The organism is Rhodoferax sp. GW821-FHT07F03 (assembly GCF_059418745.1).
On sequence record NZ_JBWKQM010000013.1, the window covers coordinates 46,305 to 60,658 of the forward strand.

Here is a 14,354-nt window from a genome sequence, read left to right on the forward strand (position 1 = left end):
TGTTGTTGCAGTCCTTTATGCTTGCCATCCCCGCGAAAACATTTAGGAGAGCGCCCATGACAACGGCTGCCGAGATCCAGTATCTCAACGACCACGGTTTGTATTCTTCCGGCAACGAGCATGACGCTTGCGGCTTGGGTTTTGTGGCGCATATCAAGGGCGAGAAACGCCACGATATCGTCACCCAGGCACTGAAGATCCTGGAGAACATCGACCACCGTGGTGCTGTCGGTGCCGACAAGCTCATGGGCGACGGCGCGGGTATCTTGATCCAGATCCCCGACGCGCTATACCGCGAAGAAATGGCCAAGCAGGGCGTGACCCTGCCAGCCGCTGGTGAATATGGCGTGGGCATGATCTTTCTGCCCAAGGAGCATGCTTCGCGCCAGGCTTGCGAACAGGAAATGGAACGCGCCATCAAGGCCGAAGGCCAGGTGTTCCTGGGCTGGCGCGATGTGCCGGTGGACAAGGATATGCCCATGTCTCCCACGGTGCGCAAGACCGAGCCGCTGCTCAAGCAGGTGTTCATCGGCCGCGGCGACGACGTGATCGTGCAGGACGCGTTGGAGCGCAAGCTGTATGTGATCCGCAAGACCGCCAGTGCCAACATCCAGAATCTGAAGCTCAAACACAGCAAAGAGTATTACGTGCCCAGCATGTCCAGCCGCACGGTGATCTACAAGGGTCTGCTGCTGGCCGACCAGGTTGGCGTGTACTACAAGGATTTGTCCGACGAGCGCTGTATCTCGGCTATCGGCTTGGTGCACCAGCGCTTCTCCACCAACACCTTCCCCGAGTGGCCACTGGCCCACCCATACCGCTATGTGGCGCACAACGGTGAGATCAACACCGTTAAAGGCAACTACAACTGGATGAAGGCCCGCGAAGGCGTGATGGCCTCGCCGGTGCTGGCCGCCGACCTGGCCAAGCTGTACCCCATCAGCTTCGCCAACCAGTCGGACACCGCCACCTTCGACAACTGCCTGGAACTGCTGACCATGGCTGGCTACCCCATCAGCCAGGCCGTGATGATGATGATCCCCGAGCCCTGGGAGCAGCACACCAATATGGACGAGCGCCGCCGCGCCTTCTATGAATACCACGCCGCGATGATGGAGCCCTGGGATGGCCCGGCCTCCATCGTCTTCACCGATGGCCGCCAGATCGGCGCCACGCTGGACCGCAACGGCCTGCGCCCCTCTCGCTACTGCGTGACCGACGACGACCTGGTCATCATGGCCTCGGAATCCGGCGTGCTGCCCGTGCCCGAGAACAAGATTGTTCGTAAATGGCGTCTGCAGCCCGGCAAGATGTTCCTGATCGACCTGGAACAAGGCCGCATGATCGACGACGAAGAGCTCAAGGCCAACATCGTCAACACCAAGCCCTACAAGCAGTGGATCGACAACCTGCGTATCAAGCTGGACAGCGTGCCTGCTGATGCGGCTCCCGCGCCAGGCAGCGACACGGCTCTGCTGGACCGCCAGCAGGCGTTTGGCTACACCCAGGAAGATGTCAAGTTCCTGCTGTCCCCCATGGCCCAGGCCGGGGAAGAAGGCATTGGCTCCATGGGCAACGACAGCCCGCTGGCCGTGCTCAGCGACAAGAACAAGCCGCTGTACAACTACTTCCGCCAGATGTTCGCCCAGGTGACGAACCCGCCGATCGACCCGATCCGCGAAGCCATCGTCATGTCGCTGGTGTCCTTCATCGGTCCCAAGCCCAACCTGCTGGACATCAACCAGGTGAACCCGCCGATGCGCCTGGAAGTAGCCCAGCCCATCCTTGACTTCGAGGACATGGCCAAGCTGCGCGACATCGAGCGCCACACCCATGGCAAGTTCAAGAGTGCCACGCTGGACATCACTTACCCCGCAAGCTGGGGCCGTGAGGGCGTGGAAGCCAAGCTGGCCTCGCTGTGCGCCGAAGCCGTGGACGCGATCAAGGGTGGCAAGAACATCCTGATCGTCAGCGACCGCGCCGTCAGCGCCACCCAGATCGCCATTCCCGCCCTGCTGGCCAGCAGCGCCATCCACCAGCACCTGGTGACCAATGGCCTGCGCACCACCACCGGCCTGGTGGTCGAAACCGGTACCGCCCGCGAAGTGCACCACTTCGGCGTGCTGGCCGGCTATGGCGCCGAAGCCATCCACCCCTACCTGGCGATGGAAACCCTGGCCGACCTGCACAAGGACCTGCCCGGCGACCTGTCGCCCGAGAAAGCCATCTACAACTACGTCAAGGCCATCGGCAAAGGCTTGTCGAAGATCATGTCGAAGATGGGCGTGTCCACCTACATGAGCTACTGCGGTGCGCAGCTGTTCGAGGTGATCGGCCTGAACCAGGACACCGTGTCCAAGTACTTCACCGGCACCTCCAGCCGCGTCGAAGGCATTGGCGTGTTCGAGATCGCTGAAGAAGCCCTGCGCATGCACAAGGCCGCGTTTGGCGACGACCCGGTGCTGGCCAGCATGCTGGACGCTGGCGGTGAATACGCCTGGCGCGCCCGCGGCGAAGAGCATATGTGGACGCCCGACGCTATCGCCAAGCTGCAGCACAGCGCGCGTTCGAACAACTGGAACACCTACAAGGAATATGCCCAGCTGATCAACGACCAGAGCCGCCGCCACATGACCTTGCGCGGCCTGTTCGAATTCAAGATCGACCCGGCCAAGGCGATTCCGGTGGAAGAAGTCGAACCGGCGAAGGAAATCGTCAAGCGTTTCGCTACCGGCGCCATGTCCATGGGCTCGATCTCCACCGAAGCCCACACCACCCTGGCCGTGGCCATGAACCGCATCGGCGGCAAGAGCAACACCGGCGAAGGCGGCGAAGACCCGGCCCGTTATCGGCAAGAGCTGAAAGGCATCCCGATTAAGCAAGGCCAGACCCTGCGCGAGATCATCGGCCCTGAGGTGGTGGAAGCCACCAACTATCCGCTGCAAGACGGCGACTCGCTGCGTTCGCGCATCAAGCAGGTGGCTTCGGGCCGCTTCGGTGTGACCGCCGAGTATTTGGTCTCCAGCGACCAGATCCAGATCAAGATGGCCCAGGGCGCGAAGCCGGGCGAGGGCGGCCAACTGCCCGGCGGCAAGGTGTCCGAGTACATCGGCAAGCTGCGCCACTCGGTGCCGGGCGTGGGCCTGATTTCGCCCCCGCCGCACCACGACATCTATTCGATCGAAGATCTGGCCCAGCTGATCCACGATCTGAAGAACGTGGCGCCGCACGCCAGCATCAGCACCAAGCTGGTGTCGGAAGTCGGCGTCGGCACCATCGCCGCAGGCGTGACCAAGTGCAAGAGCGACCACATCGTGATCGCCGGCCATGACGGCGGCACCGGCGCATCGCCTTGGTCGTCGATCAAGCATGCAGGCGGTCCGTGGGAAATCGGCCTGGCCGAAACCCAGCAGACCCTGGTGCTGAACCGCCTGCGCGGCCGCGTCCGTGTGCAGGCCGACGGCCAGATGAAAACCGGCCGTGACGTCGCCATCGGCGCGCTGCTGGGCGCCGATGAATTCGGCTTCGCCACCGCGCCGCTGGTGGTCGAGGGCTGCATCATGATGCGCAAATGCCATCTGAACACCTGCCCGGTGGGCGTGGCCACGCAAGACCCGGTGTTGCGCAAGAAATTCCAGGGCCGGCCCGAGCATGTGGTGAACTTCTTCTTCTTCATCGCCGAAGAAGTGCGCCAGATCATGGCTCAGCTGGGTATCCGCAAGTTCGACGACCTGATTGGCCGTGCCGACCTGCTCGACACCCGCAAGGGCATCGCCCACTGGAAGGCCAGCGGCCTGGACTTCAACCGCCTGTTCGCCCAGCCGAATGTGCCGGCCGATGTGCCGCGCTACCACGTGCAAGACCAGGAACACGGCCTGGAGAAGTCGCTGGACAACGTGCTGATCGAGAAATCGCAGCCCGCCATCCTGCGCGGCGAGAAGGTCAAGTTCATGGAAGTGGCGCGCAACGTGAACCGTTCGCTGGGCGCCATGCTGTCCGGCGCGCTGACCAAGGTGCGGCCTGAAGGCCTGCCCGACGACACCATCCGCATCCAGCTGGAAGGCACGGGCGGCCAGTCCTTCGGCGCCTTCCTGGCCAACGGCATCACGCTGTACCTGATCGGCGATGCGAATGACTACACCGGCAAGGGCCTGAGCGGCGGCCGTATCGTGGTGCGACCCAGCATCGACTTCCGCGGCGCGGCCACGCTGAACACCATCGTCGGCAACACCGTGATGTACGGCGCGACCAGCGGCGAATCCTTCTTCAGCGGTGTCGCTGGCGAGCGCTTCGCGGTGCGTCTGTCGGGCGCCACCACGGTGGTCGAAGGCACGGGCGACCACGGTTGCGAATACATGACCGGCGGCACCGCGCTGATCCTGGGCAAGACCGGCCGCAACTTCGCTGCCGGCATGAGCGGCGGCGTCGCCTATGTGTACGACGAAGACGGCCAGTTCGCAAAGCGCTGCAATATGTCCATGGTGTCGCTGGAAAAAGTGCTGCCTTCGGGTGAACAGCAGGGCCTGGGCGTGGCCGACCAATGGCACAACGGCCAGACCGACGAAGCCCAGCTGAAGAAGCTGCTGGAAGACCACAACCGCTGGACCGGCAGCAAGCGCGCCCGCGATCTGCTGGACAACTGGACCGAAGCCCGTGGCAAGTTCATCAAGGTGTTCCCGCTGGAGTACCAGCGCGCCCTGGGTGAATTGCATGCAAAAAAAGTGGCTCTAGCGCAGGCGGCATCTGCGCAAGCAGCTATTAAAAATGAAGCAGTGCCGGCTAAGTAAAGAACAAGGATTCAATCATGGGAAAAGTCACAGGCTTCATGGAATACGGCCGGCTGGAAGAGGGCTACAAGCCACCAGCCGAGCGTTTGAAACACTACAAGGAATTCGTCGTCGGGCTCGACGAATCGCAGGCCAAGATCCAGGGCGCGCGCTGCATGGACTGCGGCATTCCGTTCTGCAACAACGGCTGCCCGGTCAATAACATCATTCCCGACTTCAATGATCTGGTGTACCGCGGCGACTGGCAAAACGCCATCGAGGTGCTGCACAGCACCAACAACTTCCCCGAGTTCACCGGCCGCATCTGCCCCGCGCCCTGCGAGGCGGCTTGCACGCTGAACGTCAGCGACCTGCCGGTGGGCATCAAGTCCATCGAGCACGCCATCATCGACCGCGCCTGGGATGAGGGCTGGGTGAAACCGCGTGTCGCCAAGCACAAGACCGGCAAGAAGGTGGCGGTGGTCGGCTCCGGCCCCGCCGGCTTGGCCGCGGCCCAGCAGTTGGCGCGCGCCGGCCACGACGTCACCCTGTTCGAGAAGAACGACCGCGTCGGCGGCCTGCTGCGCTACGGCATCCCCGACTTCAAGATGGAAAAGAGCCACATCGACCGCCGTGTCGAGCAGATGACCGCCGAGGGCGTGACCTTCCGCACCGGCGTGATGGTCGGCGCGGCCAAGGACCCGCTGGGCAAGGGCTCCAAGGTCACCAACTGGGCCAAGGACACCGTCACCCCCGAGCAGCTGCAAAAAGACTTCGACGCCGTGGTGCTGACCGGTGGCGCCGAGCAATCGCGCGACCTGCCCGTGCCCGGCCGCGATCTGGACGGCATCCATTTCGCGATGGAATTCCTGCCCCAGCAGAACAAGGTCAACGCCGGCGACAAGGTCAAAGGCCAGCTACGTGCCGATGGCAAGAAGGTTATCGTCATCGGCGGCGGCGACACCGGCTCCGACTGCGTGGGCACCAGCAACCGCCATGGCGCGGTCAGCGTGACCCAGTTCGAGGTCATGCCCCAGCCGCCCGAAGAAGAAAACCGCCCCATGACCTGGCCCTACTGGCCGATCAAGCTGCGCACCAGTTCCAGCCATGAAGAAGGCTGCGAGCGCGAATTCGCCATCTCCACCAAGGAATTCATCGGCGAAAAAGGCAAGGTCACCGGCCTGAAAACCGTGCGCGTCGAGTTCAAGGACGGCAAGCTGGTCGAAATCCCCGGTACCGAAGTCACCATGAAGGCCGACCTGGTGCTGCTGGCCATGGGCTTTGTAAGCCCCGTCGCCAGCGTGCTGGACGCTTTTGGCATTGAGAAAGATGCCCGTGGCAATGCCAAGGCGCATACCGACTTTACCGGCGGCTATGCCACTAATGTGCCCAAGGTGTTTGCTGCCGGCGACATCCGCCGCGGCCAGAGCCTGGTGGTGTGGGCGATTCGCGAGGGGCGTCAGGCGGCTCGTGCCGTTGACGAGTTCCTGATGGGTTTCAGCGATCTGCCTCGCTAAAAAATCAGATGGAGTGCAGCCATTGGCTGCACTCCATTATGGATGTCGGGGTGTTGGGCTTTACATACATACATACAAGTATGTATGGATTTGCTAGGCGCTACAGGCCAAGCCCTAGGACTATCCCTTATCATGCAAAAGCCGGAAGCGTTCCGGCTTTTGCCTTTCTATGACCACAGCCACACCAGACAACCTCGTTGAAATACGCCAGCTCACCTTCGGGTATGGGGAGCGCCCGGTACTGGACGGCATCACGCTGAGCATTCCGCGCGGCAAGGTGACGGCACTCATGGGGGCCTCCGGCGGCGGTAAAACCACCGTGTTGCGCCTGATCGGCGGCCAGATCCAGGCCCAGTCGGGCGAGCTGTTGCTGGACGGCCAGAACGTTGCCGCATTTGACCAGGCGGGTTGGTACGCGGCGCGGCGCCGCATGGGTGTGCTGTTCCAGTTCGGCGCGCTGTTTACCGACATGACGGTGTTCGACAACGTGGCCTTCCCATTGCGCGAGCACACTGATTTGTCCGACGCGCTGGTGCGCGACATCGTGCTGATGAAGCTTAACGCGGTGGGCCTGCGCGGTGCGCGCGACCTGATGCCCAGCGAGGTGTCGGGCGGCATGGCCCGCCGCGTCGCCCTGGCCCGCGCGATTGCACTGGACCCGGATCTGGTGATGTATGACGAACCCTTTGCCGGTCTGGACCCGATTTCTCTGGGCACCTCGGCCCGTTTGATCCGTGAACTCAATGACACCATGGGCCTGACCAGCGTCATCGTTTCGCACGATCTGGACGAAACCTTCCATATTGCCGACAAGGTGGTGGTACTGGCCAACGGGAAAATCGTGGCCCAGGGCACGCCGGATGAGGTGCGTACCAGCACCGACCCTCTGGTACACCAATTCATCAATGCCTTGCCCGATGGCCCGGTGCGCTTCCATTACCCAGGCCCGACGGTGGACCAGGATTTCGGTGCCGGCTTGCGTACGGTGCCGCGCGCAGGAGGCCGGCCATGACTTGGTACAAGCCATCGGATGTCGGTTTCGCGGTGCGTTCCAAACTGGCCGACATCGGCCACGGCACGCGTTTGTTTCTGCGCCTGCTGGCGTCGCTGGGTGGCTCGCTCAAGCGCTTTGGCCTAGTGCGTGACCAGATCCACTTTCTGGGTAATTATTCGCTGGCGCTGATCGGTGTGTCCGGTCTGTTCGTCGGCTTTGTGCTGGGCTTGCAGGGCTATTACACGCTGCAGCGCTACGGTTCTTCGGAGGCCCTGGGCCTGTTGGTGGCCCTGAGTCTGGTGCGTGAGTTGGGGCCTGTCATCACGGCTTTGCTATTTGCCGGGCGTGCTGGCACCTCGCTGACAGCCGGCATCGGCCTGATGAAGGCGGGTGAGCAGCTGAGCGCCATGGAGCTGATGGCCGTGGACCCCGTGCAGCGTATTCTTGCGCCGCGCTTTTGGGCCGGTGTGATCACCCTGCCTTTGCTGGCGGCTTTGTTCAGTGCGGTGGGCATTATTGGCGGCTGGATTGTGGGCGTGCTGATGATTGGGGTAGACGCCGGGGCTTTCTGGAGCCAGATGCAGGGGGGCGTAGACGTCTTCAAGGATGTCGGCAATGGCGTGATCAAAAGTGTGGTTTTTGGCTTCACCGTAAGCTTTGTCGCGCTGCTGCAAGGTTATGAGGCCCAGCCCACGCCCGAAGGGGTGTCGCGTGCGACCACGCGCACGGTGGTGGTGGCTTCGTTGGCGGTGCTTGCGTTGGACTTCCTGCTCACCGCCACCATGTTTTCTATTTAAGGCAGTTTTATGCAACGCTCGAAAAACGATGTGTGGGTAGGTTTTTTTGTGCTGCTGGGTGCGGTGGCCTTGTTATTTCTGGCCCTGCAGTCGGCCAATCTGCTGTCGCTGAATTTCCAGACCGGCTATACCGTGAGTGCCAAGTTCGACAATATCGGCGGCCTCAAGCCCAAGGCAGCGGTGAAGAGTGCTGGCGTGGTGGTGGGGCGGGTCGAGAGCATTACTTTTGATGACAAATCTTTCCAGGCCAAGGTCACTTTGTCCATGGATACGCGTTACGCTTTTCCCAAAGACAGCTCGCTGAAAATTCTGACCAGTGGCTTGCTGGGTGAGCAGTACATTGGCATAGAAGCCGGTGCCGAAGAAAAGACGCTGGCGGCTGGTGACACGATTTCCACGACGCAATCCGCCGTGGTGCTGGAAAACCTGATCAGCCAGTTCCTGTACAGCAAAGCAGCCGATGGCCCGTCCACGCCGGCAGCCGCTCCGGCGTCCGCACCTAAAAAATAAAAATACACAAGCTTGGTTGTTTACTATGAAAAATATAGCTAGATACGCACGATATAGCTGCGCTGGAGGCCTGTTGGCTTTGGTGTCTGCATGCGCCACAGGCCCGCAGGCCAATCCACGCGATCCACTGGAGCCGATGAACCGCAAGATCTATGGCTTCAATGAAGTCGTGGACAACGCGGTGTTCAAACCGGTGGCCACGGCCTATACCAAGGTGACGCCTCCACTGGTGCGCACCGGGGTGAGCAATTTCTTCTCCAACCTGGGCGAAGTCTGGAATACGGCCAACAACGCCTTGCAGGGCAAGGGCCAGAACGCGGTGGAGAGCTGGATGCGCTTCAGCATCAACACCGTGTTCGGCATAGGTGGTGTTTTTGACCTGGCGACCGATATGGGCCTGGAGCGCCATAAGGAAGATTTCGGCCAGACCCTGGGCAGCTGGGGCGTGCCGTCCGGCCCGTATCTGGTGGTCCCGCTGCTGGGCCCATCCACGATACGTGATGCCGCTGCCTTGCCGGTGGATGCCCAGGGCAATATGCTGAACGCCGTGCCGCACTCGGGTGACCGTGATCGCTTGTATGGTCTGAGCCTGATCGACACACGGGCCAATTTGTTGCGTGCCACCGCTGCACTGGAAGATGCCGCGCTGGACAAATACACGTTCACCCGCGATTTCTACCTGCAGCTGCGCACCAATGAGGTGTATGACGGCAATCCGCCAGATGCGTCGGCGGATGCGCCCAAATAGGTATTAGGTATTTTTTAAGGCTTGCTATGTAAGCCTTGTGCAAATTGCACGCCGCTGCCGCCGTCTGGGTCAACCCATCGGTAGGCCGTTCCATTATTGAGGTGCGGGCTTTTCCCGCTGAGAGAAAGAGTGTATGAAACGTCGTTCTTTGGGCCATTGGGCCGCTGGTGTAGTGTTGGCTGTGGCGTCTGCCACGTCTATGCAGGTGTTTGCCGCCGATGAGGCGCCAGACGTCCTGGTGAAGCGCATCTCCACCGATGTGCTGGACACCATCAAGGCGGACAAAAGCCTGCAGCAGGGCAATGTGAACAAGATCATGGGCCTGGTCGATACCAAGATCATGCCCAACGTGAACTTCCAGCGCATGACGGCCGCCGCCGTCGGCCCCGGCTGGCGCCAAGCCACGCCCGAGCAACAAAAGCGCTTGCAGGATGAGTTCAAGACTTTGCTGGTGCGTACCTATTCCGGCGCCCTGGCCCAGGTCACCAACGACCAGGAAATCAGCCTGAAACCCTTCCGCGCGGCTGCGGACGACAAGGAAGTCGTCGTGCGCACCGAGGTCAAAGGCCATGGTGATCCTATTCAACTGGACTACCGCCTGGAAAAGACCCCTGGCGACGGCGCAGGCTGGAAGATCTTCAACTTGAACGTGCTGGGCGTCTGGTTGGTGGAAACCTACCGCAGCCAGTTCGCGTCCGAGATCAATGCCAAGGGCATTGACGGTCTGATCACCACGCTGACCACGCGCAACCAGACCAACGCCAAAAAGGGCTGAGCGTGTTGGTCTTGCCCGTTGAGTTGACCCACGCACAGGCGACCGCATCCCTGCACATGCTGCTGCAGGGCCTGCGTTCGCAGCCCGGTGCGGTGGTCGTGGACGCCACGGCACTGACCAGCTTCGATTCGTCCGCCCTGGCCGTGCTGCTGGAATGCCGCCGCGAGAGCTTCAGTCTGGGCCGTTCTTTCGCGGTACGCGGGTTGCCCCAACGCTTGGCGGACTTGGCGGGACTGTACGGCGTAGCGGGCTTGTTGCCGGCGGCCTAAGAACACGTCCTAAATTGCCCCGCCGGGCGGAAAGCCCTGCTCCGACGGCGGCCGGGCCTAGCCGTTAAAATCACCGGCCCATGCCAGCCATCTCCTTCCAGCAGGTCTCCAAGACCTACGCCAGCCCCCGCGGCGCTAAAAATCCCCCCCTCACCGCCCTCGACAGCGTCAGCTTCGATATCGCCCAGGGGGAATTTTTTGGCCTGCTCGGGCCGAATGGAGCGGGTAAGACCACGCTGATCAGCATCCTGGCCGGACTAAATCGTGCCACCGGAGGCAAGGTGCTGGTGCACGGCCACGACGTGGTGAGCGACTACGCCAACGCGCGTCGCCAGCTGGGCGTGGTGCCGCAGGAGCTGGTATTCGATCCATTTTTCAATGTGCGCGAGGCGCTGCGCATCCAGTCGGGCTACTTTGGCGTGAAGAACAACGACGCCTGGATCGATGAATTGCTGGAAAGCCTGGGCCTGGCCGACAAGGCAAATTCGAATATGCGCCAGCTCTCTGGCGGCATGAAGCGCCGCGTGCTGGTGGCCCAGGCCCTGGTGCACAAGCCGCCGGTGATCGTGCTCGATGAACCCACGGCCGGCGTTGACGTGGAGCTGCGCCAGACCCTGTGGCAGTTCATCGCCAAACTCAACAAGCAGGGCCATACGGTGCTGCTGACCACCCATTACCTGGAAGAAGCCGAGGCCCTGTGCTCGCGCATCGCCATGCTAAAGCAGGGCCGGGTGGTGGCGCTGGACCGCACCAGCGAGCTGCTGAAAAATGCCTCCAGCAATGTGTTGCGCTTCAAAGTGGATAGCGAGCTGCCCAGCACTCTTGCGCAGCAGGCCCGGATTACCGGCCGAATCGTACAGTTCCCCGCGCACAACGCGGCCGAGATCGAGCGCTACTTGGCGGCTGTCCGTGAGGCAGGTTTGACAGCAGAAGATGTCGAAATTCGCAAGGCCGATCTGGAAGACGTGTTCCTGGATGTGATGACCAACGGCTATGTGGCCAACGGAGTGGCGGTATGACCGGCTGGCAAACCCTTTTGTATAAGGAATCGCTGCGTTTCTGGAAGGTCGGCTTCCAGACCGTGGGCGCGCCGGTGCTGACCGCCGTGCTGTACCTGCTGATCTTCGGCCATGTGCTGGAAGGCAAGGCCCTGGTCTACGGCACGATCAACTACACAGCCTTCCTGGTGCCCGGCCTGGTGATGATGAGCGTGCTGCAAAACGCCTTTGCCAACAGTTCGTCCTCTCTGATCCAGAGCAAGATCATGGGCAGCCTGGTGTTTGTGCTGCTGACCCCGCTGTCCCACTGGGGCTGGTTCTGGGCCTATACCGGCTCGGCCGTGGCGCGCGGCCTGTTGGTCGGCGCCGGGGTGTTTGTGGTCACGGCCATCTTCACCGGCGCCAGCTTTGTGGCCCCGCTGTGGATCATCGTGTTCGCGGTGCTGGGCGCGGCCCTGCTGGGCACGTTAGGCATCATCGCCGGCCTGTGGGCTGAGAAGTTCGACCAGATGGCAGCGTTCCAGAACTTCGTCATCATGCCCATGACCTTCTTGAGCGGCGTGTTCTATTCCATCCACTCGCTGCCGCCGTTCTGGCAGACCGTCAGCCACCTGAACCCGTTCTTCTACATGATCGACGGCTTCCGCTACGGCTTCTTTGGCGTCAGCGACGTATCGCCCTGGATCAGCCTGGGCATCGTCGGCACTGCGCTGGTTGTGGTCAGCGCCATCACCGTGAACCTGCTGCGCATAGGCTACAAGATCCGCGGCTAATTAAAAAAATACTCCCATGACTGCTGAAGAACTGCAAAACCTCATCGCCGCGCACCTGCCCTGCGAGCACATCGAACTCGAAGGCGATGGCCGCCATTGGTACGCCACCATCGTCTCGGCCGAGTTTGAAGGCCGCCGCGCCATCCAGCGCCACCAGCGGGTCTATGCCACGCTGGGCGCCAAAATGCATACCGACGAAGTGCATGCGCTGTCGATGAAGACCTATACGCCTGCCGAGTGGGCCGCCTTGCCCCGCTAAACCCTACTGATCGCATTCCATGGACAAATTACTCATCCGCGGTGGCCGCAGCCTGCAAGGCCAGGTCCGCATCTCCGGCGCCAAGAACGCGGCGTTGCCCGAGCTGTGCGCCGCCTTGCTGACGGCTGACCCTGTCACCCTGACCAATGTGCCGCGCCTGCAGGACGTGGCCACCATGCTCACGCTGATCCGCAACATGGGCGTGACGGCCGAGCGATCTGAAGATGGCACAGTCAACATCAACGCTGGCGCCTTGTCTTCGCCTGAAGCACCGTACGAGCTGGTGAAGACCATGCGCGCCTCGGTGCTGGCGCTGGGCCCGCTGCTGGCACGCTTTGGCGAGGCCACGGTGTCGCTGCCCGGCGGCTGCGCCATCGGCTCGCGCCCGGTGGACCAGCACATCAAGGGCTTGCAGGCCATGGGCGCCGAGATCGTGGTCGAGCACGGCTACATGATCGCCAAGCTGCCCCAGGGGTGGACCCGCCTGAAAGGCTGCCACATCACCACCGACATGGTGACGGTTACCGGTACCGAGAACTTCCTGATGGCCGCGGCCCTGGCCGAGGGCGAGACTATTCTGGAAAACGCAGCCCAGGAGCCTGAAATCACCGACCTGGCCGAGATGTTGATCAAGATGGGTGCGAAGATCGAAGGCCATGGCACGCACCGCATCCGCATCCAGGGCGTGGACAAGCTGCATGGCTGCAGCCACCAGGTGGTGGCGGATCGCATCGAAACCGGCACCTTCTTGTGCGCCGTGGCCGCCACCGGCGGCGACGTGCTGCTGCAGCACGGCCGTGCCGACCACCTGGACGCGGTGATCGACAAGCTGCGCACCGCTGGCGTGACCGTGACCCCCGAGACTGACGGCATCCGCGTGCAGTCCGCCGGCCCGGCGCACACCCACCTGAAGGCGCAGAGTTTCCGCACCACCGAATACCCGGGTTTCCCCACCGACATGCAGGCCCAGTTCATGGTGCTGAACTGCGTGGCCCAGGGCCCGAGCAAGGTCACCGAGACGATTTTTGAAAACCGCTTCATGCACGTCAACGAGCTGGTGCGCCTGGGCGCGCATATCCAGATCGACGGCAAGGTGGCCGTGACCGAGGGCGTCGCAAAACTGTCAGGTGCTACCGTGATGGCGACCGACCTGCGCGCCTCCGCCAGCCTGGTGATCGCCGGTCTGGTGGCCGAGGGCGAAACCATGGTGGACCGCATCTACCACCTGGATCGCGGCTACGACCAGATGGAAGCCAAGCTGCGTGGTATCGGCGCAGACATCGAGCGAGTAAAAGCATGATTACCTTAGCCCTCTCCAAAGGCCGCATTTTTGACGACACGCTGCCGCTGCTGCGCGCAGCGAATATCGAGGTGCTGGACAACCCCGAAACCTCGCGCAAGCTGATTTTGGACACCAACCAGCCCGGCATGCGCGTGGTGCTGGTGCGCGCCTCCGACGTACCCACCTATGTGGAAAACGGCGGTGCCGACCTGGGCATCACCGGCAAGGACACCTTGATCGAGCACGGCGGCTCGGGGCTCTACCAGCCGCTGGACCTGCAGATCGCCAAATGCCGCATCAGCGTGGCGGTGCGCAACGACTTTGACTACGAACGGGCTGTGAAGCAGGGTTCGCGGCTGCGCGTAGCTACCAAATATGTAGCAATTGCACGCGAATTCTTCGCCGCCAAGGGCGTGCACGTGGACCTGATCAAGCTCTACGGCAGCATGGAACTGGCGCCGCTGACCGGCCTGGCCGATGCCATCGTCGACCTGGTATCCACGGGCAACACCTTGAAGGCCAATCACCTGAAAGAGGTGGAGCGCATCATGGATATCAGCTCGCGTCTGGTGGTGAACCAGGCCGCGCTCAAACTCAAGCAGGCGCCCATCCGCGCCCTGATAGACGCCTTCGCGAAGGCGGTTGCTGAACGTTCTACCTCCTGAT

At 62.1% G+C, this 14,354-nt stretch carries 13 protein-coding genes; all 13 read left to right on the top strand.

Annotation, left to right across the window (positions count from 1 at the left end):
* Positions 1-56 precede the first annotated feature (56 nt).
* The 13 genes from AC07R0_RS19985 to hisG all read left to right on the top strand — a co-directional run bounded on the left by AC07R0_RS19985 (position 57) and on the right by hisG (position 14,353).
* Positions 57-4,787 (top strand): glutamate synthase-related protein, encoded by a 4,731-nt coding sequence (locus AC07R0_RS19985; RefSeq protein ID WP_495106143.1) that lies wholly within the window; start codon positions 57-59, stop codon positions 4,785-4,787.
* A gap of 17 nt (positions 4,788-4,804) precedes the next feature.
* Positions 4,805-6,283 carry a glutamate synthase subunit beta gene (locus tag AC07R0_RS19990; RefSeq protein ID WP_495075174.1) on the top strand — a complete coding sequence of 493 codons (1,479 nt, stop codon included), beginning with the start codon at positions 4,805-4,807 and terminating at the stop codon, positions 6,281-6,283.
* A gap of 169 nt (positions 6,284-6,452) precedes the next feature.
* On the top strand, positions 6,453-7,295 hold the full coding sequence (locus tag AC07R0_RS19995; RefSeq protein ID WP_495075175.1) for an ABC transporter ATP-binding protein: 843 nt from the start codon (positions 6,453-6,455) through the stop codon (positions 7,293-7,295).
* Positions 7,292-8,074: a lipid asymmetry maintenance ABC transporter permease subunit MlaE gene (gene mlaE / locus AC07R0_RS20000; protein ID WP_495075176.1), complete on the top strand. Its 783-nt coding sequence runs from the start codon at positions 7,292-7,294 to the stop codon at positions 8,072-8,074. The genes AC07R0_RS19995 and mlaE overlap by 4 nt, the downstream gene beginning before the upstream one ends.
* 9 nt (positions 8,075-8,083) lie before the next feature.
* Entirely contained in the window at positions 8,084-8,584 is a 501-nt protein-coding gene (gene mlaD, locus AC07R0_RS20005) for an outer membrane lipid asymmetry maintenance protein MlaD (protein WP_495075177.1), read from the top strand.
* A gap of 25 nt (positions 8,585-8,609) precedes the next feature.
* The gene (locus tag AC07R0_RS20010; RefSeq protein WP_495106144.1) at positions 8,610-9,332 is read left to right on the top strand and encodes an MlaA family lipoprotein; all 723 of its coding nucleotides are present in this window, start codon (positions 8,610-8,612) and stop codon (positions 9,330-9,332) included.
* A 133-nt stretch (positions 9,333-9,465) separates the two neighbouring features.
* Positions 9,466-10,107 carry an MlaC/ttg2D family ABC transporter substrate-binding protein gene (locus tag AC07R0_RS20015; protein ID WP_495106145.1) on the top strand — a complete coding sequence of 214 codons (642 nt, stop codon included), beginning with the start codon at positions 9,466-9,468 and terminating at the stop codon, positions 10,105-10,107.
* Between the two features lie 2 nt (positions 10,108-10,109).
* Entirely contained in the window at positions 10,110-10,376 is a 267-nt protein-coding gene (locus AC07R0_RS20020) for an STAS domain-containing protein (protein ID WP_495075180.1), read from the top strand.
* Positions 10,377-10,456: 80 nt separating this feature from the next.
* Positions 10,457-11,395 (top strand): ABC transporter ATP-binding protein, encoded by a 939-nt coding sequence (locus AC07R0_RS20025; RefSeq protein ID WP_495106146.1) that lies wholly within the window; start codon positions 10,457-10,459, stop codon positions 11,393-11,395.
* Positions 11,392-12,147 (top strand): ABC transporter permease, encoded by a 756-nt coding sequence (locus AC07R0_RS20030; RefSeq protein WP_495106147.1) that lies wholly within the window; start codon positions 11,392-11,394, stop codon positions 12,145-12,147. The genes AC07R0_RS20025 and AC07R0_RS20030 overlap by 4 nt, the downstream gene beginning before the upstream one ends.
* Positions 12,148-12,163: 16 nt before the next feature.
* The gene (locus AC07R0_RS20035; protein ID WP_116605720.1) at positions 12,164-12,406 is read left to right on the top strand and encodes a BolA family protein; all 243 of its coding nucleotides are present in this window, start codon (positions 12,164-12,166) and stop codon (positions 12,404-12,406) included.
* A gap of 19 nt (positions 12,407-12,425) precedes the next feature.
* Positions 12,426-13,706: a UDP-N-acetylglucosamine 1-carboxyvinyltransferase gene (gene murA / locus AC07R0_RS20040; protein WP_495106148.1), complete on the top strand. Its 1,281-nt coding sequence runs from the start codon at positions 12,426-12,428 to the stop codon at positions 13,704-13,706.
* On the top strand, positions 13,703-14,353 hold the full coding sequence (hisG, locus tag AC07R0_RS20045) for an ATP phosphoribosyltransferase (protein ID WP_495106149.1): 651 nt from the start codon (positions 13,703-13,705) through the stop codon (positions 14,351-14,353). The genes murA and hisG overlap by 4 nt, the downstream gene beginning before the upstream one ends.
* The last annotated feature ends 1 nt before the right edge of the window (position 14,354 follow it).

What these genes read in the sequence shown, in the direction of transcription:
- hisG (WP_495106149.1), top strand. Translation starts at nt 13,703, where the DNA reads ATGATTACCTTAGCCCTCTCCAAAGGCCGCATTTTTGACGACACGCTG.
- AC07R0_RS19995 (WP_495075175.1), top strand. Translation starts at nt 6,453, where the DNA reads ATGACCACAGCCACACCAGACAACCTCGTTGAAATACGCCAGCTCACC.
- mlaD (WP_495075177.1), top strand. Translation starts at nt 8,084, where the DNA reads ATGCAACGCTCGAAAAACGATGTGTGGGTAGGTTTTTTTGTGCTGCTG.
- AC07R0_RS20015 (WP_495106145.1), top strand. Translation starts at nt 9,466, where the DNA reads ATGAAACGTCGTTCTTTGGGCCATTGGGCCGCTGGTGTAGTGTTGGCT.
- AC07R0_RS20035 (WP_116605720.1), top strand. Translation starts at nt 12,164, where the DNA reads ATGACTGCTGAAGAACTGCAAAACCTCATCGCCGCGCACCTGCCCTGC.
- AC07R0_RS20025 (WP_495106146.1), top strand. Translation starts at nt 10,457, where the DNA reads ATGCCAGCCATCTCCTTCCAGCAGGTCTCCAAGACCTACGCCAGCCCC.
- AC07R0_RS20010 (WP_495106144.1), top strand. Translation starts at nt 8,610, where the DNA reads ATGAAAAATATAGCTAGATACGCACGATATAGCTGCGCTGGAGGCCTG.
- AC07R0_RS19990 (WP_495075174.1), top strand. Translation starts at nt 4,805, where the DNA reads ATGGGAAAAGTCACAGGCTTCATGGAATACGGCCGGCTGGAAGAGGGC.
- murA (WP_495106148.1), top strand. Translation starts at nt 12,426, where the DNA reads ATGGACAAATTACTCATCCGCGGTGGCCGCAGCCTGCAAGGCCAGGTC.
- AC07R0_RS19985 (WP_495106143.1), top strand. Translation starts at nt 57, where the DNA reads ATGACAACGGCTGCCGAGATCCAGTATCTCAACGACCACGGTTTGTAT.
- mlaE (WP_495075176.1), top strand. Translation starts at nt 7,292, where the DNA reads ATGACTTGGTACAAGCCATCGGATGTCGGTTTCGCGGTGCGTTCCAAA.
- AC07R0_RS20030 (WP_495106147.1), top strand. Translation starts at nt 11,392, where the DNA reads ATGACCGGCTGGCAAACCCTTTTGTATAAGGAATCGCTGCGTTTCTGG.